The following is a 20,764-nucleotide window of genomic DNA, read 5'->3' as shown; positions in this document are numbered from 1 at the left end:
GGTGAAGTTAGCTATAAGTGACTGCGAGTCGGCTGGGCGCAGTCTCATAACCGACTCACTTAACAGAATGCCGGTCTATTGTTCTGCACTTTTGTTCCGCCTGATAAACGATGGCTTTCATCTGTGCAGGGTCAAGATAGCCATTGCGAAGGCTCGCTAAATTTTTACTCAACCCTTTGTCATTCATCACATAGGGATCTGCAGTCCGCTCCTTAAGCTCCACATACCAGCCTGGAAGCACGAGCACGCCTGCGACAGGAACAGAAAGCCCTGTCGCATTATCAAGCCATTGCTTAACTGCTCTTATATTCATTCTGACCTGCTCAAGCGGCTGCGTTTCTGTGTGAGTAGGAAACTTGAGCGCTCCACCTTCTACAGTCACTTTCGCCTGTTTTTTGCCTTCCAAAAGATATTTGGAACGGCCCTTCGTCTCAATAACGAAAACGCCATTAGCAAGAACTACCAGATGATCAATATTGAAGCCTTCAAACTGAATATCATGAAATACTCTGCACTGAGTCTGTTCAGGATAAATCACGTGTTCTAGCGATTGAGCAACCGCCATTTCACAGGCAAGGCCTAAACGTAGTTTAGGTAGCTCCATTGCGGCCGAGATCATTTTGTAAATGAAGTAGATAACTCCTATGAGACTCAGGAGAGAAATAAAAATCCATGACGTAGTACTGATATGAACACCAACGAGCTTTTCTTCGACCAGCACTGAAAAAGGGGCAATGGTTGCAACCATGGGTAAACCACAGCAGTACTTCATTACTTCCCATTGCTGATCATCGATTTTTTGCTGAAGGCTAAAACCAGCCGGCCTCAAGAGGTCGCCAAGCAAAGGATTAATTCGATGCTTTTTTGCTGCCTGCTTAAAGATGAATAGCAGGCCAATTCCTGAAAACAGCGGTACAAGATAAAGAATCAACGCACCGAATTGCACAACAAACTGCGTAACATAAACACTCAAATCCATTTATTTAAACCCCAGCCATATATCTATCTCTGCAGGCTGATTTAAATAGAAAGCCTCACAAAAAACTACCCATTCCTATGAAAACTCATTAGTGATAAATGCTCAGTCATAAAAAAGGCGCTCAGGGCAATCACTTGCCAAGGCGCCTTCTTCAATAGTTATCCAGCAAGCTTAGTACGTCGAGACCTGCCAAACCGTAATTTGGTTCATGCTTTTACTACCAGCGGTTTCGATAAAGTGGCCCGACACTGACAGCCCCACATCCGCCTTGCCGGAATGCTCACCGCTTTTCACCAGATCACGAAAGCTTGGAGGCAATCCGCTTAGCTCCTGCTCACTTAAGGGCCGTTCCCACTCGTAATAATGATAAGGCTGGCCTTTGTTCCAGCTGACATCACCAAAGTAATCGGCAAAAGCCTCCTGCGTCATTCCCAGGCTTAATCCCGGAACGAGCACATCAGACGCCACGATCGGCTTCGCAGGATTGGCGCATTTCTCTTTACCCTGTGCCGTCAGCTGATAACCCAGCAACTGGTGATCATCTCCGCCCATTTCACCGGACAGCAGGGTTAACTGAGTTTCACCCTCCAGCTGATAACAAAAGGCATAGACCTTTTCACCGCCCTGCCCGGACTCCATGACAGGCGCCTCTCCCCATTCCTGCTGGATTGCCGCAAAGTTAGTTGCTTCAAGACGAGTATCAAGAATCCGGTCAAAGTGAGCCGTCGGCGGCTCGGCAGACACTGATCCTGACAGCGAGAAAAGCGCACAACAGGTCAGCAAAGTGGAGGTTTTCATGGGGTCCTTAAGAAATCAGAAAAAGTGAAAGCCTAGCTTCCAGGCTAACGAAATGGGAAAGCGACAGCGCGGTAGTTTAGCAGAAGATTCAGACCCTTTTTTTACGCCCGTTTTAAATTTACGCAAAATCAATGACTTGGCGGGGCGGCTAAAAAAAGGGTTTTACGCCGAAACCAGAACAATGTACTTAAAGAACAAGAGCCTGTGGATCATAAGCTCTAGTTCACTGCCGAGTAGGCAGCTTAGAAATGAATGCGTTGCCGGTGACAAGCGTACCTTTGCGTTCACTGCCGAGTAGGCAGCTTAGAAATTGAAAACTCTGTTGATAGTGACGGTAACGTAGTTCACTGCCGAGTAGGCAGCTTAGAAAAGAACGAAGACAAGAATTTTCCCAACGCTTTAGTTCACTGCCGAGTAGGCAGCTTAGAAATAGTTCAGAGTGCAGACGTAATAGACCGGCAGGTTCACTGCCGAGTAGGCAGCTTAGAAATGTCGAGTTAACGGCGGTCGCGGTACCGCCTGGTTCACTGCCGAGTAGGCAGCTTAGAAAGAATCAACAGGAACCAAGCCGACAAGCGGTAATGTTCACTGCCGAGTAGGCAGCTTAGAAAGCAAGTTCACTACGCTGAACGCCAACTGCTCGGTTCACTGCCGAGTAGGCAGCTTAGAAAATGTGCCGCCCAGTGCAGCAGCAAGGAAGTCAGTTCACTGCCGAGTAGGCAGCTTAGAAATGAAGACGGCTAAGGAAGAAGGCTATGACAATGTTCACTGCCGAGTAGGCAGCTTAGAAAATTTTGGATGGGATCTTTGCTTCACCAACGTCGTTCACTGCCGAGTAGGCAGCTTAGAAATCCGGCGCTGGTGGAATTGGCATCCAGTGTGTGTTCACTGCCGAGTAGGCAGCTTAGAAAAGTTGTACACGTTGTTTTGGTCGTTGATGTGGGTTCACTGCCGAGTAGGCAGCTTAGAAAAATCGCTTACATCACTGAAATGACGCCGAACAGTTCACTGCCGAGTAGGCAGCTTAGAAATGAAGGTAAAGAATGACCAGTTGCTGAGCGAAGTTCACTGCCGAGTAGGCAGCTTAGAAAGAGATGGCTGCGCGGGCTAAGAAGATCATGTCGTTCACTGCCGAGTAGGCAGCTTAGAAATTCTGGGCGTTGCAGGCCGAGGCGATCGAGTGGTTCACTGCCGAGTAGGCAGCTTAGAAATGATCGGCGATGATAAGGAAACTACCCCGGCAGTTCACTGCCGAGTAGGCAGCTTAGAAATGAGTGTTTGCCTGCTCCAATGCCTGGCGCTTGTTCACTGCCGAGTAGGCAGCTTAGAAAATGGAATGTTATCGACTGGGTAATAGCTACCGAGTTCACTGCCGAGTAGGCAGCTTAGAAAACCAGCGGCTGGAAACAGGTAAAAAGCTGGTGGTTCACTGCCGAGTAGGCAGCTTAGAAAAAATGAAAAAAGCCAATAGTGCAGGAGTCATAGTTCACTGCCGAGTAGGCAGCTTAGAAAAGTGACAGACGCTCAGAATCAGGTGTACATCCGTTCACTGCCGAGTAGGCAGCTTAGAAAAGCAGGAACTTGGCGCGGCGGTTCACGGTAATGTTCACTGCCGAGTAGGCAGCTTAGAAATGGAACGGATCGGCAGTCACCACCACTCGTGCGTTCACTGCCGAGTAGGCAGCTTAGAAATAAGTAACTCTGTGGCCACTGATCCAGCTACTGTTCACTGCCGAGTAGGCAGCTTAGAAAGTGGCGAAGTAAGGAAGGCATGATTCAGACCTGTTCACTGCCGAGTAGGCAGCTTAGAAATGCCAGTTAACCCCGGCTGCTTTAGCCTCTTGGTTCACTGCCGAGTAGGCAGCTTAGAAAAGACTACGGAGCTAACACATGGCCGCAACTATGTTCACTGCCGAGTAGGCAGCTTAGAAAGTCATCAGGTGCAAAGGTAGAATCACCGTCAAGTTCACTGCCGAGTAGGCAGCTTAGAAAGCCCAGAAACCAGACCGATCCGCCTTTTGCACGTTCACTGCCGAGTAGGCAGCTTAGAAACAGCCAGTTAACCACAGCTTTTGTGGTGTACGGGTTCACTGCCGAGTAGGCAGCTTAGAAATAGACCGCACCGGTGCACCTGATCACAAGAGAGTTCACTGCCGAGTAGGCAGCTTAGAAATTTGCCCTGAAGCGTTTTCAGCTCATCTTTCAGTTCACTGCCGAGTAGGCAGCTTAGAAAAGCGGGGGTTTGTCGAGATAGATCGACTGCAGGTTCACTGCCGAGTAGGCAGCTTAGAAAATCATCGAGCCTGCCGAGACGTTACCGCTTGAAGTTCACTGCCGAGTAGGCAGCTTAGAAAAGACGCTAACGGTTCGGTTTCGGAAAGTTCGAGTTCACTGCCGAGTAGGCAGCATCGGGGCGTCACACGGTGGTGTCGGTGACCTCAATGGCCCGAATTTCCAGCGTCTTCGCATCAATACCTATAGGCACTTTGCACCACTGGCGACTGTAGTCTGCACCGTGTTTTTTCGTTTTCCATACGCTTTAAGCGCGGCGTTGTAGGACGTCCCATTCGTTGTTTTGTACTTCGGGGAGGCAGGCTTGTTCTACCTTCAGTCTACGACATGGGCCCTGTTCCGATATCCATCAGCCCCGCAACAGGGTTGTCAGCTTCTCTCCAGTTATTAAACTATGGCCGTCTTTCCTAGTGGACTTAATGGATTAAGCAAATGGATGCCATCAACCAGATTCTCTACCCTGCGTCTTATGCGCAGAAGCAACTCTCTTCCAAAGCGCTATACCACTCAGCAGATTACTGAAGCGACACAACGCCGCATCCGTGATGTCCTTGCTGCTACCGCGGGTTTCACGGGCAGTGCTCTTGGTGGGCTTCTTCGCCAGACGGGCAGTCTTGCAGTAGGTGTCTATGAAGAAGTTGAGTAAACAGGCAACGCCCAATGAACCTTTGGCATTGATTGCACCGCATACCCTCTGGTTTGTCGCCTCAATCATGGGCAGCATCGTTGCTATCGCTATGGTGATGACTCTGCTTGCTGGTGTATTGAGTCAGTTCTATGACTTTCGCATGTTTGCCAAAGGTCTCTTCTTCGGACTTATCCCTTATATCCTGCTGCTCATTCATCCCAACATCATGATGACGCGCGGAAAAATGTGGCCAATGACGTGGATGCGACTGCTTGTTTACACCAATGTTATGCTGCTGTTGGTATTGAGCTTATTCGCTTTCAGACAATCGCCAGCCCTGCTTTGGGCCGCTCTGGTGGGTATTACCGCCAGCCTCTTCTCAGGATGGTTTTATCACAGTAAGGCAGCGGTGGAGATGATTCGGCATTATCAGGCGGCCAGGCAAAGCCGTAAGGAAATGCTCGAGGAGATCAAAACAGCGAGATGAGTGGACTTGGCAAACGTCTGCAGCGCGAGTAACGCAATAAATAACAACACCGTCGAATAGCAATAAGTATTCACTGCCGAATAGGCAGCCCGTCGTGTAATAGACAGGTCAATTGACCTGTCTATTACAACTCTCCGTCCTTATGTTGCTCTTGGTTACTGGCTGGGCTATAGCTGTCAGTTCATTTCGCAGATGAATGACGGTGTCATGGAAGACTTTAGCCCCTCCGATCTAAAAACCATTCTGCATTCCAAACGCGCCAACCTTTATTACCTGCAACATTGTCGGGTATTGGTCAACGGTGGGCGGGTGGAATATGTCACCGATGAAGGCAAGCGCCAGCTGTATTGGAATATTCCGATTGCCAATACCACGACGTTACTGCTTGGCACCGGCACCTCAATCACCCAAGCTGCCATGCGGGAATTGGCCAAAGCAGGTGTCATGGTCGGTTTTTGCGGTGGTGGCGGCACACCGCTTTTCAGCGCCAATGAAATGGATATCGAAGTGGCGTGGTTCTCGCCGCAAAGTGAATACCGCCCGACCGAATACCTGCAACATTGGGTGCGCTTCTGGTTCTCTGATGAATTACGGCTGGAGGCCGCCAAAGCTTTTCAGCTCGCCCGCCTTGAGCGTATCCGCCAGCAATGGCTACACGATAAAGTCCTCAAAGACGCCGGTTTTTCCCCTGATCATGAGTCGCTTGAGGCTGCACTGGAAAAGTCGGCCCACGCCATTGCCGCCGCGCCTGACCATACCTTTCTGCTGACCGAAGAGGCCAGACTCAGCAAGCGTCTGTTTAAACTGGCAGCGCAGACCACCCACTACGGCGACTTTGTTCGCGCTAAACGCGGTGGCGGAACCGACCCGGCTAACCGCTTTCTCGATCACGGCAATTATCTCGCTTATGGCCTCGGCGCCACCGCTTGCTGGGTGCTGGGCCTGCCCCACGGCTTAGCCGTGCTGCATGGTAAAACCCGTCGCGGCGGGTTGGTGTTTGATGTCGCCGATCTGGTGAAAGACGCCATCATTCTGCCGCTGGCCTTTATCTGCGCGATGCGGGGTGATGAGGAGCAAACCTTCCGCCAGCAGTGCATTGAAGGCCTCACCCGCAGTGAAGCGCTGGATTTTATGATCGACACCCTCAAGGCCACCGCCGAATCCCTTGGGCACACAGCGCAGGAATCGTCACAAGGATGAATATTCTGCTGATTTCCCAATGTGACAAACGCGCCCTGACCCAAACCCGCCGCATTCTTGATCAGTTTGCAGAGCGCCGAGGTGATCGCACCTGGCAAACCGCCATCACTCAGGCGGGGCTGACGACCTTGCGCAAACTGCTGCGCCAGTCCGCCCGACGCAATACCGCCGTGGCGTGCCACTGGATACGCGGGCGTGATCACAGCGAGTTGCTGTGGGTGGTGGGCGATGGCAGCCGTTTTAATCTGCAAGGAGCCACACCTACCAACACCACCACTAAAGACGTTCTGCGTCAGGAGGATGAAAACGACTGGCACTGTGGCGATGCGATTTACCTGCTCTCGGCACTGGCGGCATTAATGCATGATCTGGGCAAAGCCTGCCGGGCTTTTCAGCAACGGTTAACGGGCAAGCTCACGGAGCGTAATCGCTATCGTCATGAATGGATTTCCCTGCGGTTATTTCTCGCCTTTGTCGGGCAGGACACTGACGAGCAATGGCTGACGCGCTTACTCGACCCCACGCCTGAGGATGACCAGCGCTGGCTTAACTTGCTGCAACGCGACGGGTTGGATGAACATTGCACCCGCCCCTTTGCCGGTTTACCGGCCATTGCCAGTGCAGTGGGTTGGCTGATTCTTAGCCACCACCGTTTACCTGCTCATCCTGCTTATGACGAACAGCAACAGCAGCTCTGGGCCGGAGCCAAACCCCAGAGCCTGAACAGCGTGGGGTTGCAGGATATTTTGCAGAAGATTGATGCGCGCTGGAATGAAGTCGTCACCCCCGCGACACCGAAGGAGCTAAAAGGTTACTGGCAGTTTGACCATGCGCTCCCCAGCCTTACCCCTCTGTGGAAAAAACGTGCCTCGCGTCTGGCGAAACGGCTGCTTAGCGCGCTGACTCAGGGGAGTGCTGAGCAGTGGCTGAATAGCCCTTACATCATGCATTTGTCGCGTCTGACGCTAATGCTGGCCGATCACTATTACTCCTCACTCAGTAGCGTTAAACCCTCACCCCACGCGCCTGCTGATCAGGGTTTTATCAAACACCCGCAACGTGTCAGCGGCGAGAAAGATTACCCGCTTTTTGCCAACACCCTGCGTGCCACCGGCGCGATGAACCAACCATTGGATGAGCATCTGCTGGGCGTATGTGCCCATGCCAGTCTGGTCAGCCATGCGCTCCCCAATGTTGAACGGCAGTTGCCCCGACTGGCGCGTCACCGTGGTCTTCGCCGCCGCAGCGAGAATGTCGCCTTTCGCTGGCAGGACAAAGCCGCCGATATGGCCGTCTCGTTACGGGAACGATCAGAGCGACAGGGATTGTTTGTCGTCAACATGGCCTCTACCGGCTGCGGCAAAACCCTCGCCAATGGTCGCATCGCTTACGCACTGGCGGACCCGCAGCAAGGTGCGCGCTTCACCATCGCCCTCGGTCTTCGCACCCTGACGCTGCAAACCGGCAACGCCCTGCGGGATCATCTGCATTTACAGGATGATGAGCTAGCGGTACTCGTCGGCGGCAGTGCCCATCGACAATTGCAGGAACACTATCAGGAACAGGCCGAGAAGAACGGCTCTGCCTCTGCCGCCTCGTTACTGGAAGAAGACAACCATCTGCGTTTTGAGGGCAACACCGAAGGGCATCCATTGCTATCACGCCTGATGCTGGAAGGCCGTAGCCGCCAGTTACTTGAAGCGCCGATTCTGGTCTGTACGATTGACCACCTGATGCCCACCACCGAAAGCCTGCGAGGCGGCGCACAAATATTGCCGATGCTGCGCCTGTTAAGCAGTGATTTGATTCTGGATGAGCCGGACGATTTTGATCTGGCCGACAGCTACGCACTGACGCGACTGGTGTATTGGTGCGGTTTGCTGGGCAGCCGTATTGTGCTGTCCTCCGCGACCTTACCGCCTGCGCTCTTACAAGGGTTATTCAATGCCTATCGGCAAGGTCGCGAAGCTTACCAGCAGCAGCGCGGTGAGCCGGGTTTAGCGGTCGATATTGCTTGCGCCTGGGTGGATGAACATCAATGTCTGGCCAGTGATTGCGCCACCGAAGCCCTCTTTAGCCAGCAGCATAGGCAGTTTGCTGAACAGCGGGCCAGCCGACTGGCAGCGCAAGAGGCGCGGCGGTTAGCACAGCTGCTGGCCATGCCCGCGCCCATCATCAAACGTGAGGATATCGGCAACGCCATCGCGCCTTTACTGGTCGAGCACCTACAGGCGTTGCACTTCGCCCACGCCAGCAAGGATCCCCATAGCCAAAAACGCATCAGTTTTGGGTTAATCCGCATGGCCAATATCGAGCCGCTGATCGAGGTCGCTGTGGCGCTGTTTACCCATCCTGTCGCGGCAGACTGGCGTATTCACCTCTGCGTTTATCACTCGCAATTTCCGCTATTTTTACGCTCCGCGATTGAGTACCGGCTGGATCAGGCGTTAAACCGTCGCCAGCCTCAGGCGGTGTTTGATTTACCGGATATTCGCCAGCGCATTGATCATCATCCTGAGCCGCAACAGGTCTTTGTGGTACTCGGCAGCCCTGTCACCGAAGTCGGCCGCGACCATGACTATGACTGGGCCATTGCAGAACCTTCCTCGATGCGCTCGTTGATTCAGTTGGCGGGGCGCGTCCGTCGCCATCGCTCAGGAGGTTGTGAGAAACCCAACCTGCTGATTCTCGATACCAACGTCCACCATCTGAAAGCACCAGACAAACCCGCCTTCTGCCGTCCGGGATATGAAACCCAATCAACTCAGCTGAAAAGCCACCGGCTGGGGGACATTCTGACGCCATCGCAATACCAGCAGATGGATGCCCGTCCACGACTGCTTGAGCGCACGCCGCTGGAACCTCACACCAATCTGGTCGATCTGGAGCATCAGAGGACCCGCACAACGATGCTGGCACCCGAGACCACAAGCCCCGTCGCCAGTAATAGTCGCCGAGGCCGCGCCAGCACTACCCCAACCCTTGCACCACTCGGCGCTTACAGCTGCTGGGACATCCCGCATCTGCATTTAACTGGCGTGATGGCGCAGCATTTCCCGTTTCGGGAGGACGACCGCCGCTATAAGGAGCTGGTCTTCCTCCCCGATGAAGACGAAGAGCGTTTGCTCTGCCATGAAATCGACCGCAGCGACCCACGCGCGCCCAAAACCCTGCTGATTGATAACAGCCTGATGCGCTATGACGGCGAGGGTATTTTTACCAGCAATGGCATCAGCCCCTGGGGAGAAACAGATCTTCTCAGCGCTTTGACCGCATTAGCGGATGAGCTGGACATGCCCCTTAAAGACTGCGCCTGGCGCTTTGCCACCATGCGACTGCCAGTGAATACCCAAGGCTGGCGCTTTCACCCGGTGCTGGGATTCAGGCAACACCGATAGCCCACTTTTACGTTCATGACTGAAGGAGTAGCTATGACAGAAAACCCGCAAAATGAAGCGATCAAGCTCCGTGCGCTGATCGCTGCTTTTATCAAGGAACGCTTAGAGGCAAAGCTTGATAAGCTCTCGCCTGATGACCCGAAATACCACGCGCTGACCGAACAATATCAGTACAGCACCTGGCTGGAGGATGCCGCGCGACGTGTGGGGCAAATTCAAAGCGTCACCCATACCTTAAAAGCGATTCACCCCGATGCGCGGGGGACGAATCTTTATGTCACACCAAGCGACTTACCCCAGCATGAAGTCCTTGGCAGCCATGACTTACCGGCCAACTTCAGCGCCGATGTGGTAGGTAATGCCGCCGCTCTGGATGTGTATAAATTCCTCAAGCTCAGCAATGAGGCAGGTCAAAGCTTGCTGGCGCTAGCCTGCGCCAATGACGCGGCTTTCACCTCTGCCTTAAGTGAAGATGCCGGGCAGGCACAGCAGTGGCGCGATGCTTTCGCCGGTCTGGTCGCCAGCCGTGGTAATACTTCCAGCCACCAACGGGCGAAGCAGGTGTACTGGATGACGGGAGATGATCCTCTGAATGACGAGCATTACCACCTGTTGGCACCGCTTTATGCCAGCTCGCTCAGCCATCAGGTCTTTCAGCAGATTAACCAGCACCGCTTTGGCGAGGAAGCTAAAGCCGCGCGTGAGGCCCGTCGCAAAGGCGAGCCGCACGACACCGGTTATTACGACTACCCTGCCCTCGCGGTGCAGAAACTGGGTGGCACCAAGCCTCAAAATATCAGCCAGCTCAATAGCGAACGAGGTGGTAACAACTACCTGCTCGCTTCGCTGCCCCCGCGCTGGGACCGCCGCTTAGTAACACCGCCGCTGCGGACCGATTCTGTTTTCCCACGGTTTAGTCGTCGGCGTGAGGTCTGGCAAACCGTGCGCGCCTTGCAGGGTTTTCTCGTGGGCAATCCGCCAAAAAACCTGCGCACGCGTGAAACCCGTTTCTCCCTGACCTCCAAACTGGTCGATGAACTGCTGCAGTTCAGCGCTGAGTTCTGGCAACTTCCGGCAGGCTGGAGCAAAGCCCCTGAGTGCCGACTGGCAGAAGCGGAAGCCTTATGGCTTGACCCTTATCGCACGGAAGAGGATGAGGAGTTTCGTAAAAAGTGGCGTCAGGGTGACTGGAAACAGGAAATCCGTGAGCGCTTTGCCAACTGGCTCAACCGTTACCTGCGACAGGTGGGACTCGAAGTGGGCGACCCTGAGCATCGGCAATGGAATAACGAGGTCAAGCAGACCGATGACTGGCGTGAGTGGCTAAAGCACCTCGAGAAAGAGCTGGATCAATTGCAGAAGGAGCTGTGCGATGAGTGAAAAAGGCTTACTGATCATCCCGCGGATTCGGGTACAGAATGCCAACTGCATTTCCAGCCCGATGACCTGGGGCTTCCCCGCCATCACCGCCTTCACCGGCCTGATGACAGCACTGGAGCGCAAGGTAAACGCACGCACCGGCCTGACGCTGTTAAGTGTGGGCGTGGTGTGCCACGACTTTGAAGCGCAGGTGACGCAAGGCGGTTATACCCGCACCTTTTGCCTGACGCGCAACCCTGTCGATAAAGATGGCAGCACGGCAGCTATCGTCGAAGAAGGCCGGGCCCATATGGACATCACACTGGTGTTCGGCGTTGGCGCAGAAGGCATGGGTGGCACCGCGCAGGAGCAGGCAGAAGCAGCCAAGTACTGCGCCGAAGAGCTTGCGACCCTGCGAATTGCCGGTGGCAGCGTGCTGCCTGCTCTGCCCGGAACACCGGGGTTTTACCAGCAACCCCAGCTGGTGCCGCTGGATGATGATCCGGAAACACGGGCGAAAGCGTTTCGCGCTTTACGTCGTCGCTGGCTGCCGGGTTTCGCGCTGGTCGGGCGGGATGATCTGCTCGCCACGCGGCTGAATGAACTGCAACAACACAACCCAGAAGCGAGTCGACTGGATGCCTGGCTTGATCTCTCGCGCCTGCATATTCGCCCGCGCCCCACAGAAGACAACACTGCGGCCAAAGTGATATGGGAAGCCAGTCGCCCACAAGGGTGGCTGGTGCCCATTCCCGTTGGCTTTGGTGCACTAGCGCCCCTCTGCCCGCCCGGCGAGGTCGCCAATGCCCGTGATATGTCGGTGCCACTGCGCTTTGTCGAAAGCCTCTACTCCGTCGGCCAGTGGGTTAGCCCACACCGTCTGGATAATCATGATCAGTTTCTCTGGCACAGCACCGATGGTAGCGATGGTCTGTACCGCTGCGTGAACAACCAAACTCTTTCCTCGTTCAACGATATTGCTTAAGTAAAAGGAACCTAACGATGGCAACTACTACTGTTAAAACCGCTTCAGTTCTGGCCTTTGAACGCAAACTGGACCCCTCCGATGCCCTGCTGTTTGCCGGAAACTGGAGTGATCGCGCAAGCAGCCAGCAATGGAAAGGCATTCCCGTTGGCACAAAATCGATTCGCGGTACGATTTCCAACCGCCTGAAAACCAAAGATCAGGACCCCGCCAAACTGGATGCGGCCATTGAGAACCCCAACCTGCAAACCGTCGATTTTGCCGCCCTGCCCAGCGATGCCGACACCCTGATGGTACGCTTCACCCTGCGCGTACTGGCAGGCGCTGGCACGCCTTCGGCCTGCAACGACAGCGACTACCGCAGCAAACTGCTGTCCACCGTTGCCAGCTATACCGACCAGCAAGGCTTTACCGAGCTGGCGAAGCGTTATGCCAGCAACCTCGCTAATGGCCGTTTTTTGTGGCGTAACCGCATCGGCGCTGAACAAGTCGAAGTTGTGGTGAGCCATCTGGTCGAAGGCAAAGCCGCCCAGCAATGGACCTTTGATGCCCTGAGCTTTTCGCTGCGCGAGTTCGATAGCACTGCCGCCGTCAATGAACTGGCCAGCCTGATCGCTGAAGGTCTGGCAGGTAAGCGCCATGTGCTGCTGTCCGTGGTGGCCTTTGTGCGCATGGGTGCAGGCCAGGAAGCTTTCCCCTCGCAGGAGCTGATTCTTGATAAGTCCAGCAATGGCAAAAGCAAAACGCTCTATCAGGTCAGTGACATCGCCGGCATCCATTCCCAGAAAATCGGCAATGCCTTGCGCACTATCGACACCTGGTACCCGAACGACAGTGGCGATGCTCTTGGCCCTATCGCTGTCGAACCCTATGGTTCTGTCACCACCGAAGGTAAAGCTTACCGCCAGCCAAAAGCCAAGATGGACTTCTACACCCTGCTGGATAGCTGGGTGACGGAAGATAAAGTCCCGGCGATTGAGCAACAGCACTTCGTGATGGCCACGCTGATTCGCGGTGGCGTCTTCGGCAAGGCGGACTGATCATGACTCACTACCTTGATATCCGCTTGCGGCCTGATCCGGACTTTACCGCCTCGCAACTGATGAGCGCCCTTTACAGCAAACTGCATCGGGCACTGGCGGCGGGGGAGCACCAGCAAATCGGCGTCAGCTTCCCGCGTATTGAGCAGCAACGCGAAGCACTCGGAGGCGTACTGCGCCTGCATGGCAAAGCGGCCGACCTTGACCAGCTGATGGGACAACCCTGGTTAACCGGCATGCTGGACCATGTAGAGCGTGGTGATATTAAACCCGTCCCTGCCGGGGTGAGCTACCGGGCATTGCGTCGCGTACAGGCTAAAAGCAACCCTGAGCGCCTGCGCCGTCGCTATATGCGCCGCCACAGTGTGACGCAAGCCGAGGCTGCCCTGCACCTGCCGGACAGCGCCGCGAAAACGCTGGAACTGCCCTTTATCCAGATGCGAAGCAACAGTAGTGGCCAGCACTTTCGGCTATTTCTCGCGCTGGGTGAACCGCAACCCCAACCGACAGAGGGTAGCTTTAACAGCTACGGGTTAAGCCAGAGCGCCACCCTGCCCTGGTTCTGACCCTTTTTTTAGGGCCGTTATTTAGCCCTATAAAAATCAACCACTTACGGCGCCTCCTCGAAAAAGGGGTGAGCGCCGTATTTCGGTGATTGCTCTTTAAAAATCAGACAGTTAGGGTTTAAACGCTCTAGTTCACTGCCGAATAGGCAGCTCAGAAAAGTGCCGCCAGTGTCAGCTGTCGATGTGAAATGTTCACTGCCGAATAGGCAGCTCAGAAATGCTTACTCAGCGAGAGGCAGAGAACGAATCCGTTCACTGCCGAATAGGCAGCTCAGAAATCCGTGTGTCACGTGTGATATATGTTACTCATGTTCACTGCCGAATAGGCAGCTCAGAAAAAAGGCCGCGCCCAGCTTTTTTTCTCCCGTGGGTTCACTGCCGAATAGGCAGCTCAGAAACAAGAGAACGAAGTACATGGCGTACAAAAGGAGTTCACTGCCGAATAGGCAGCTCAGAAATTAGATATGGCGAAAGAGCTTTCCATGGTCGAGTTCACTGCCGAATAGGCAGCTCAGAAACGTTACTTCATCTAACGGTGATTCAACGACTGGTTCACTGCCGAATAGGCAGCTCAGAAATTGCTGATGCACGCGAGCAATGGCCGCGATCCGTTCACTGCCGAATAGGCAGCTCAGAAAAGAACTTTCAAATTTTCCTCCCTGACCCATTCGTTCACTGCCGAATAGGCAGCTCAGAAACGGACGGCTCGAAAGTCGACAGCACCACAACGGTTCACTGCCGAATAGGCAGCTCAGAAAATTAGAAACCGAAGTTTTTTCATAACGTTGCCGTTCACTGCCGAATAGGCAGCTCAGAAATGCCGCGACGAAAAGACAAAGACCTTCATCATGTTCACTGCCGAGTAGGCAGTAATAAATAACAAAGCCGGCATCCTGAAGATGGCTCTTCGGCATGCCGGCTTTGTGGTGTACAGAAATCGTTTTTTAAATCCTGATGTCGTTAACCACTCAGGATTGAATCATCAAAAGCTGCAATAGAACGGAACTCACGGGTGAACAGCATCAGCACGTGGCCGATTACTCTGCAATCGCGGCGACCGGGTCGTTAGCAGCTTCTGTTTCAGTTTTGGCCACCACATCCTTATGAGCAAGATGCAGCAGTTCGATAAGCTGATCCTCAAGCGCAAAGCGCTCTTCCAGCACTTCACCCAGCTCTGACAAGCGATCAGGCAAGGCCGCTTCCTGTGCCAGCGTCAGATCTTCCACCGAGAACTCATCATTAAAATCGAGCAGGTGATGAGTCGTCGCCTGAATACGCGGCATCAGCCCGTTAGCGAACTCGACGCCACCGTCGTTGAATTCCTCAGCTTCCTGTAGCAGGTGCTCAAAGACTTCAAAATGCCCCTTGGAGGCATAATCGACCAACCAGGAACACAGCGCCTGAACGCGTGATTCCAGTGATTTTTCCGTGCTCTTGTCTGAACACCGGAAGTACGTGACCAACAGACTCTGGCGATCTTTCAGCCATTTATCAATCAGTTCACTAACGCCCCCCCAGCGCTCCTGAGCAGAACGACATTTTTCCAACATACCGAATCCCTCATAGTGCAGCCTTTAGGACTCTATCAAGTCGAGTTAGCCCTGCCAACGTCACAGGGCTACAAGTCGTTTCATGAGGTAAAAACTGTCGCTAACCGCACGTTACCTATTTTGACGATTGCGTGCGAAAAATGCCGAAAATCCCGGCAAGTGCGCAGCCAATAAAGCCAAACAGTGACCATAAAGGAATACTCAGGCCCCAGAACTTCTGCACTTCAGCGCAATCACCGGAGCCCATGATCATGGTTTCCAGCGTTTTGGAGAAGGGGAAGCGTTCCAGCATAAAGTAAATGCCGGGACCACAGGCAGGCACCTGATCCGCCGGCAAGCTCTGTAGCCACAGCTGACGGCCCGCAAGGCCAATTCCCATCAGTGCGACGAGCAGTGTCAGGCCTCCATAGACTTTAAGCCCACGGCTCTGCGGGTTGTGGATAAAGGCGGCGAGACACACCAGCCCCACCACACCAAAGACAATGCGCTGCATCAGACAGAGCGGGCAAGGCTCCATTCCCATGCCATATTCGATGTAAAAGGCGATAGCCAAAAGGATGATACATCCCAGTGCAACCACTCCGTTGACGACACGATTACTCACTACCATTCCTTTCGGGTTCCTCTGTAAATGTGATGGTTTACACTGATTATCAGGTGTTAATTAACGCCGCCTGATGCTGGCGCCACCCATAGCCAGGATTTATAGTAATTTGACATTCATGCCCAGTCACCCTTGCGAGCGACCATGAAAAATTCTGTCTTATCCGTGTTCAAGATTTTGCTCATGCTGACGGCACTGGTCCAGATCACATCTGCTTATGCAGCAGAGGAAGAGGCCAAGCCAGCGGCGCCTAAAGCCCTGTACGTCGAATTTGAAGAGCCGCTGGTCGCCAACTTTGGCAAGCCCGGTAATCATCTTCGCTATATTAAAGCGACCATCAGCCTGCGGGTAAGTTCCGATGAAGGTGCTTATTTGGTGAAATATCACTCCGCTCAGATTCGCAATAATCTGGTATTGCTGTTCAGCCGCCAGACGGAAGATGACATGAAAACCGTCGAAGGTCGCGAAAAGTTGCGTCAGGATGCGCTTAAAGAAGTGCAGGACGTCATGACCACCGAAGAGGGCAACTCTTACGTGACCAACCTGCTGATGCCAAGCTTTATCGTTCAGGATTAATCTTAGTGCTACTGAAAAGCGCCTGAGCGGCACTCAAAGCCCGGACGATTGAGACCACTACAAAAAACGCCCCTTCCTTACGGTTGGGGCGTTTTTTATTGCGCAGTCAGGCGATCAGGTCGCGGAGACTCGCGCGCCAAAATAGTTCGCCAGATACTGATCCAGTGACAGATCCTGAGCGCCTTCCAGCTGATGCTGACTATCAAGCGAGGAGCGGCTGGTCGCTTCCAGCGCCTGCATCATGGTCTGATCCGCCTCCCGCGTTTCAAAGTAAGCCCTTTGCGAGGTGGACTGCTCCAGCATCCATTCGGTGTAACTCTGATCATTAGCTTTAAGCCCAGCCAGCATCCGCGCAGAAGGAGTCAGCATCGGGTCCAGCAGCTTCTGGGTTTCAGCGACAACGGCTTCGGCATACGCCGTGCCACCGTGCTGGTCATCCAGTAACTGCGCCACCTGCATCACCTGATCCATAATGCGCTGACCCGAGGTTTCCAGACTCACCAACCCTTCCGGCTCAACCAGCTTGATGCTCTGGTTACGGCCTTCACGGATAACCAGCTTGCGGTTAAACGCCAGACGCTCGCATTCGATGCGGTCATTGTCGCTGTCATCAACCAGCAAACAGAACAGCAGGAAAGCATCCAGAAAACGCATTTGCGCCGCATCGATGCCCACCGGCATAAAGGGGTTGATGTCCAGACAACGCACTTCAATGTATTCCACGCCACGCTGACGCAGCGCATCCAGCGGACGTTCACCCCGCGCGGTGGTGCGCTTGGGACGAATTTCGCTGTAGTACTCATTCTCGATCTGCAGAATGTTGGTATTCAGCTGACGGTATTCACCTTCCACCTTCACGCCAATATGGCGATAGGCAGGGTAAGAAGTCCGCATCGCGTGATCCAGCGAATCGATGTAGGAGCCGAGCTTGTTGTAACAGATGTTGAGCGAAGACTGGGCATTATTGGAGTAGCCAATATCGCTCATACGCAGGGTCGTACCTGCCGGTGCAACCAAAGTTTCATCGCCCCAGGGCGCCAGGCCAAAGGCATTGCCAGCCAGAAAACTGCGGCTAATCGCCGGAGAGGCACCGTAAAGATACAACAGCAACCAGTAGTAGCGGCGGAAGTTTCGGATCAGGCGGAAGTAGCCTTTGGAGCGCACTTCAGACAGTGACTCTGTGTCTTCCGTCATGGTGGCATAGGCTTGCCAGAATTCTTCGCTGAAGGAGAAATTGTAGTGAATGCCGGCAATGGTCTGCATCACCTTGCCGTAACGATACGCCAGCCCCTGGCGGTAGATGCTCTTCATCTGCCCGGTATTGGAGCTGCCATAACGGGCGACCGGGATATCATCCTCTCCAGCGAGATAGCAAGGCATGGAGCCCGCCCAAACCACCTCGTTATCCAGATGCTGGTAGCTGAACTTGTGCAGCTGCTCCATGTAATGCACCACCTCTTCGGGCGAATGCATCGCCGGGGTGATGAATTCAAGCAACGCTTCGGAGTAATCCGTCGTGATGGAATCATGGGTCAGCGCCGAGCCCAAGGCTTCGGGATGCCCCTGATGGGAGAGATGACCGTCAGGCAGCACGCGCAGGCCTTCTTTTTCCAGCCCGCGGCGAATCCCTTTCAGGGTCTGATCAGCTCCTTGTCCTTTTAGCCAGGCAAGGCGTTGTTGCAACAATGCACTCACGGTCTTAAATCTCTCTCATTGTTGTGAATCGATCGCCACATGCTTGGCTTGAAGGGCAAGATTTTGGGTTGCATCAGGCCGTATTCAAGTGTGGGCGACTGTCGCTGAATGCAATTCAGTGTAGCTCAATGCCACCCGCTGAGAATACCTGGGGACGACAGCCGGACGCTGAGAGCTGCCGTCACCCAACGTTCAGCGTTTATCCCGGGCTTTACTGAGTGCAGCGGCCAAGGCGCCCTGAGGAGCACTTTGCTCCGGCTGTCGGGATGGGGTCTGCGCACTTTGTTGATGACGGGGCCGCGCTGCTGGCGCTGGCCGTTCGTTTGAGCTGCGCTTCACCGGCAGCTCAGGGTTTTGGCGCATGCTCAGGCTGATACGTTTACGGGCAACATCCACTTCCATGACCTGCACCTTCACCAACTGACCACTTTGCACCACATCCCGGGGATGCTTGACGAAAACGTCCGCCAGCTGGGAAATATGCACCAGCCCATCCTGATGGACACCGATATCAACAAACGCCCCGAAATCCGTGACGTTAGTGACGACACCTTCCAGCTGCATGCCTTCGGCCAGATCACTGATGGCATTCACCCCTTCAGCAAACTGAGCGGTTTTAAACGCAGGCCGAGGGTCACGGCCCGGCTTGAGCAGCTCTTCGCAAATATCTTTAAGGGTGTACTCACCTACAGCGTCCGAAGCAAAGGCGGAGAGATTAAGCTGCCCTACCCGTTCAGGCGCACCCAACAGCTGCTCGACCCTGGCACCAAGGCTTTTAGCCATCTGTTTGACGATATCGTAGGACTCCGGATGCACCGCGCTGGCATCCAGCGGCTCTTTACCTTCACGAATACGCAGGAAGCCCGCCGCCTGCTGAAAGGTTTTCGGCCCAAGACGAGGCACCGCGAGCAGATCCTTCCGTCGCTCAAACGGCCCTTGCTGATCACGATGCAGCACAATCGCCTCAGCCAGCGCCGTATTCAGGCCACTCACATGGGCCAATAACGCCGAAGAAGCGGTATTAAGATCCACACCCACCGCATTTACACAGTCTTCAACGACCGCCGCCAGGCTTTGTGCCAGCTGGGTCTGGGCCACATCATGCTGATATTGCCCGACACCGATGGCTTTGGGTTCGATTTTCACCAGCTCCGCCAATGGGTCCTGCAAGCGCCGCGCAATAGAGACTGCGCCCCGCAGGCTGACATCAAGTGCTGGCAACTCGGCAGAAGCTAACGCCGAGGCTGAATAGACGGAAGCTCCCGCCTCACTGACCATCACCACCTGCGGTGCCTTTGCGCTGTCATTCGCAAGTTTAGCCACCGCTTCCCGCGCCAGCTGTTCTGTTTCTCGTGAGGCGGTGCCGTTACCGACGGCGATAAGTTCCACCTGATGCTGCTGACACAGTTTGACGATGGTCGCGAGGCTTCTGTCCCACTCATTACGTGGCGCATGGGCATAGAGCGTATCCGTGGTCACCACCCGGCCTGTCGCATCGACCAACGCCAGTTTGATGCCTGTTCGAATCCCCGGGTCGAGCCCCAGCGTCACTTTGCCGCCCGCTGGCGCGGCCAGCAGTACATCGCGCAGATTCAGGGCAAAGACTTTAATCGCTTCCAGCTCAGCCTGATCCTTCGCCTGATTCAGCGCATCCTTACCCAGGCCGGGTAACAGCTTTTCTGCCCAGGTTGCCTGCACGGTTTCGCGCAGCCAGACACTCAACTGGTTGCCTATCAGCTGATCCTGGCGCAACCCTTGTTGCAGCAGAGCCAGCGCATCAGCTTCACGGTTTTGCTGCTCGCCGGCTTCAATATCGATATTCAGCACACCCTCACGTTCACCGCGAAAGATGGCCAGCAGACGATGGCCCGCCGCACGCGAAAGGCGTTCACGGTAATCAAAGTAGTCCCGAAACTTACTCTGGGGGTCAGCCTTGCCGCGTTTTGCTCGTACCGCCAACCAGGCATTCTGCGATAGCCATTGGCGAAGCGAGGCCAATACGGTAGGTGCTTCAGAGAAACGCTCAAGCAGAATGGCACGAGCACCTTCCAGCGCTTCGGCGGCAGAGTTGATCCCTTTTTCAGCACTCACAAAAGTAACAGCCAGCTTTTCCGGTGCCGATGAGCTGTCACGCACGAGCTGATCCGCCAGCGGCTCCAGACCGGCCTCACGCGCCTTGCTGCCTTTGGTCTGACGTTTAGGTCGATACGGCAGGTATAAATCCTCAAGCACCTGCTTGCTCTCGGCGTCAAGAATGCCTTTTAGCAAGGAAGGCGTCGTAATGCCCTGCTCTTTCAGGCTGCCAAGAATTGAGTCGCGACGTTTGTCCAGATCCCGTTGATAATCCAGCGCCTGGGCCAGATCACGCAGCACTGCATCATCCAGCGCACCGGTTTTCTCTTTCCGGTAACGGGCAATAAAGGGCACGGTGGCGCCTTCATCCATCAGACTGATCACCGCCTCGACCTGCCAGGGCTTAATGGCAAGGGAGGTGGCAAGGCGCTGGGCAAGGGGCGTGGCCTGAAGTAAAGTCGAGCTGCTCATAACACTGGCACGTTCCATAAGGATGATGGCGCCAGCATACCACCAACATAAAAACAGCGCGAA

15 protein-coding genes, 1 pseudogene and 2 CRISPR repeat arrays are annotated in these 20,764 nt (G+C 54.4%); of the genes and pseudogenes, 9 read left to right on the top strand and 7 right to left on the bottom strand.

Annotation, left to right across the window (positions count from 1 at the left end):
* Nucleotides 1-55 precede the first annotated feature (55 nt).
* From ACKC9G_RS13865 to ACKC9G_RS13855, 3 genes and pseudogenes are all read right to left on the bottom strand, one after another.
* Nucleotides 56-979, bottom strand: a complete 924-nt coding sequence (locus tag ACKC9G_RS13865) for a nuclease-related domain-containing protein (protein ID WP_411406379.1) — start codon at nt 977-979, stop codon at nt 56-58.
* Between the two features lie 171 nt (nt 980-1,150).
* On the bottom strand, nt 1,151-1,777 hold the full coding sequence (locus ACKC9G_RS13860) for a hypothetical protein (protein WP_411406377.1): 627 nt from the start codon (nt 1,775-1,777) through the stop codon (nt 1,151-1,153).
* 221 nt (nt 1,778-1,998) lie between these two features.
* Nucleotides 1,999-4,191: direct repeats of the CRISPR family, unit length 28 nt; unit sequence GTTCACTGCCGAGTAGGCAGCTTAGAAA.
* A 5-nt stretch (nt 4,192-4,196) separates the two neighbouring features.
* Nucleotides 4,197-4,310 (bottom strand): annotated as a pseudogene (locus tag ACKC9G_RS13855) (IS5/IS1182 family transposase); the annotation flags it as partial.
* Nucleotides 4,311-4,505: 195 nt separating this feature from the next.
* Between ACKC9G_RS13855 and ACKC9G_RS13850 the strand changes: the two are divergent.
* From ACKC9G_RS13850 to cas6f, 8 genes are all read left to right on the top strand, one after another.
* Nucleotides 4,506-4,715: a hypothetical protein gene (locus ACKC9G_RS13850; protein ID WP_411406375.1), complete on the top strand. Its 210-nt coding sequence runs from the start codon at nt 4,506-4,508 to the stop codon at nt 4,713-4,715.
* Nucleotides 4,699-5,184, top strand: a complete 486-nt coding sequence (locus ACKC9G_RS13845; RefSeq protein ID WP_411406373.1) for a hypothetical protein — start codon at nt 4,699-4,701, stop codon at nt 5,182-5,184. Before ACKC9G_RS13850 ends, ACKC9G_RS13845 begins: the two co-directional genes overlap by 17 nt.
* Nucleotides 5,185-5,391: 207 nt before the next feature.
* Nucleotides 5,392-6,384: a type I-F CRISPR-associated endonuclease Cas1f gene (gene cas1f, locus ACKC9G_RS13840; RefSeq protein ID WP_411406371.1), complete on the top strand. Its 993-nt coding sequence runs from the start codon at nt 5,392-5,394 to the stop codon at nt 6,382-6,384.
* Entirely contained in the window at nt 6,381-9,782 is a 3,402-nt protein-coding gene (gene cas3f, locus ACKC9G_RS13835) for a type I-F CRISPR-associated helicase Cas3f (RefSeq protein ID WP_411406369.1), read from the top strand. The genes cas1f and cas3f overlap by 4 nt, the downstream gene beginning before the upstream one ends.
* A gap of 33 nt (nt 9,783-9,815) precedes the next feature.
* Nucleotides 9,816-11,162 (top strand): type I-F CRISPR-associated protein Csy1, encoded by a 1,347-nt coding sequence (gene csy1 / locus ACKC9G_RS13830; RefSeq protein WP_411406367.1) that lies wholly within the window; start codon nt 9,816-9,818, stop codon nt 11,160-11,162.
* Nucleotides 11,155-12,126, top strand: a complete 972-nt coding sequence (gene csy2 / locus ACKC9G_RS13825; protein WP_411406365.1) for a type I-F CRISPR-associated protein Csy2 — start codon at nt 11,155-11,157, stop codon at nt 12,124-12,126. Before csy1 ends, csy2 begins: the two co-directional genes overlap by 8 nt.
* A gap of 17 nt (nt 12,127-12,143) precedes the next feature.
* A complete protein-coding gene (gene csy3 / locus ACKC9G_RS13820) occupies nt 12,144-13,166 on the top strand; it encodes a type I-F CRISPR-associated protein Csy3 (protein ID WP_411406363.1) in 1,023 nt (340 codons plus the stop codon).
* A 2-nt stretch (nt 13,167-13,168) separates the two neighbouring features.
* The gene (gene cas6f, locus ACKC9G_RS13815; RefSeq protein ID WP_411406361.1) at nt 13,169-13,732 is read left to right on the top strand and encodes a type I-F CRISPR-associated endoribonuclease Cas6/Csy4; all 564 of its coding nucleotides are present in this window, start codon (nt 13,169-13,171) and stop codon (nt 13,730-13,732) included.
* Nucleotides 13,733-13,862: 130 nt separating this feature from the next.
* Nucleotides 13,863-14,550: a CRISPR direct-repeat array (repeat unit 28 nt; unit sequence GTTCACTGCCGAATAGGCAGCTCAGAAA).
* A gap of 219 nt (nt 14,551-14,769) precedes the next feature.
* On the opposite strand, the gene rsd is transcribed toward cas6f, so the two are convergent.
* Together rsd and ACKC9G_RS13805 are read right to left on the bottom strand one after the other, a co-directional pair.
* Nucleotides 14,770-15,282 (bottom strand): sigma D regulator, encoded by a 513-nt coding sequence (gene rsd, locus ACKC9G_RS13810; RefSeq protein ID WP_411406359.1) that lies wholly within the window; start codon nt 15,280-15,282, stop codon nt 14,770-14,772.
* A gap of 115 nt (nt 15,283-15,397) precedes the next feature.
* Nucleotides 15,398-15,886: a disulfide bond formation protein B gene (locus ACKC9G_RS13805; protein ID WP_411406357.1), complete on the bottom strand. Its 489-nt coding sequence runs from the start codon at nt 15,884-15,886 to the stop codon at nt 15,398-15,400.
* A 144-nt stretch (nt 15,887-16,030) separates the two neighbouring features.
* Between ACKC9G_RS13805 and ACKC9G_RS13800 the strand changes: the two genes are divergently transcribed.
* On the top strand, nt 16,031-16,462 hold the full coding sequence (locus ACKC9G_RS13800) for a flagellar basal body-associated FliL family protein (protein WP_411406355.1): 432 nt from the start codon (nt 16,031-16,033) through the stop codon (nt 16,460-16,462).
* A 114-nt stretch (nt 16,463-16,576) separates the two neighbouring features.
* Here the strand turns inward: ACKC9G_RS13800 and gshA are convergent, their stop codons facing one another.
* Entirely contained in the window at nt 16,577-18,157 is a 1,581-nt protein-coding gene (gene gshA, locus ACKC9G_RS13795) for a glutamate--cysteine ligase (RefSeq protein WP_411406353.1), read from the bottom strand.
* Between the two features lie 192 nt (nt 18,158-18,349).
* Complete coding sequence (locus ACKC9G_RS13790) at nt 18,350-20,701, bottom strand: Tex family protein (RefSeq protein WP_411406351.1); 2,352 nt, start codon at nt 20,699-20,701, stop codon at nt 18,350-18,352.
* Nucleotides 20,702-20,764 lie beyond the last annotated feature (63 nt).

This window comes from Pokkaliibacter sp. CJK22405, assembly GCF_046614695.1.
Taxonomy (GTDB): domain Bacteria; phylum Pseudomonadota; class Gammaproteobacteria; order Pseudomonadales; family Balneatricaceae; genus Pokkaliibacter.
This window is presented reverse-complemented; position numbering and strand designations above follow the sequence as displayed.

Bases quoted from the DNA above. Each gene is read 5' to 3' on its own strand.
- ACKC9G_RS13845 (WP_411406373.1), top strand. From the start codon at position 4,699: ATGAAGAAGTTGAGTAAACAGGCAACGCCCAATGAACCTTTGGCATTG.
- ACKC9G_RS13790 (WP_411406351.1), bottom strand. From the start codon at position 20,701: ATGAGCAGCTCGACTTTACTTCAGGCCACGCCCCTTGCCCAGCGCCTT.
- csy3 (WP_411406363.1), top strand. From the start codon at position 12,144: ATGGCAACTACTACTGTTAAAACCGCTTCAGTTCTGGCCTTTGAACGC.
- cas1f (WP_411406371.1), top strand. From the start codon at position 5,392: ATGGAAGACTTTAGCCCCTCCGATCTAAAAACCATTCTGCATTCCAAA.
- ACKC9G_RS13865 (WP_411406379.1), bottom strand. From the start codon at position 979: ATGGATTTGAGTGTTTATGTTACGCAGTTTGTTGTGCAATTCGGTGCG.
- csy2 (WP_411406365.1), top strand. From the start codon at position 11,155: ATGAGTGAAAAAGGCTTACTGATCATCCCGCGGATTCGGGTACAGAAT.
- ACKC9G_RS13850 (WP_411406375.1), top strand. From the start codon at position 4,506: ATGCCATCAACCAGATTCTCTACCCTGCGTCTTATGCGCAGAAGCAAC.
- cas6f (WP_411406361.1), top strand. From the start codon at position 13,169: ATGACTCACTACCTTGATATCCGCTTGCGGCCTGATCCGGACTTTACC.
- ACKC9G_RS13800 (WP_411406355.1), top strand. From the start codon at position 16,031: ATGAAAAATTCTGTCTTATCCGTGTTCAAGATTTTGCTCATGCTGACG.
- rsd (WP_411406359.1), bottom strand. From the start codon at position 15,282: ATGTTGGAAAAATGTCGTTCTGCTCAGGAGCGCTGGGGGGGCGTTAGT.
- cas3f (WP_411406369.1), top strand. From the start codon at position 6,381: ATGAATATTCTGCTGATTTCCCAATGTGACAAACGCGCCCTGACCCAA.
- ACKC9G_RS13860 (WP_411406377.1), bottom strand. From the start codon at position 1,777: ATGAAAACCTCCACTTTGCTGACCTGTTGTGCGCTTTTCTCGCTGTCA.
- csy1 (WP_411406367.1), top strand. From the start codon at position 9,816: ATGACAGAAAACCCGCAAAATGAAGCGATCAAGCTCCGTGCGCTGATC.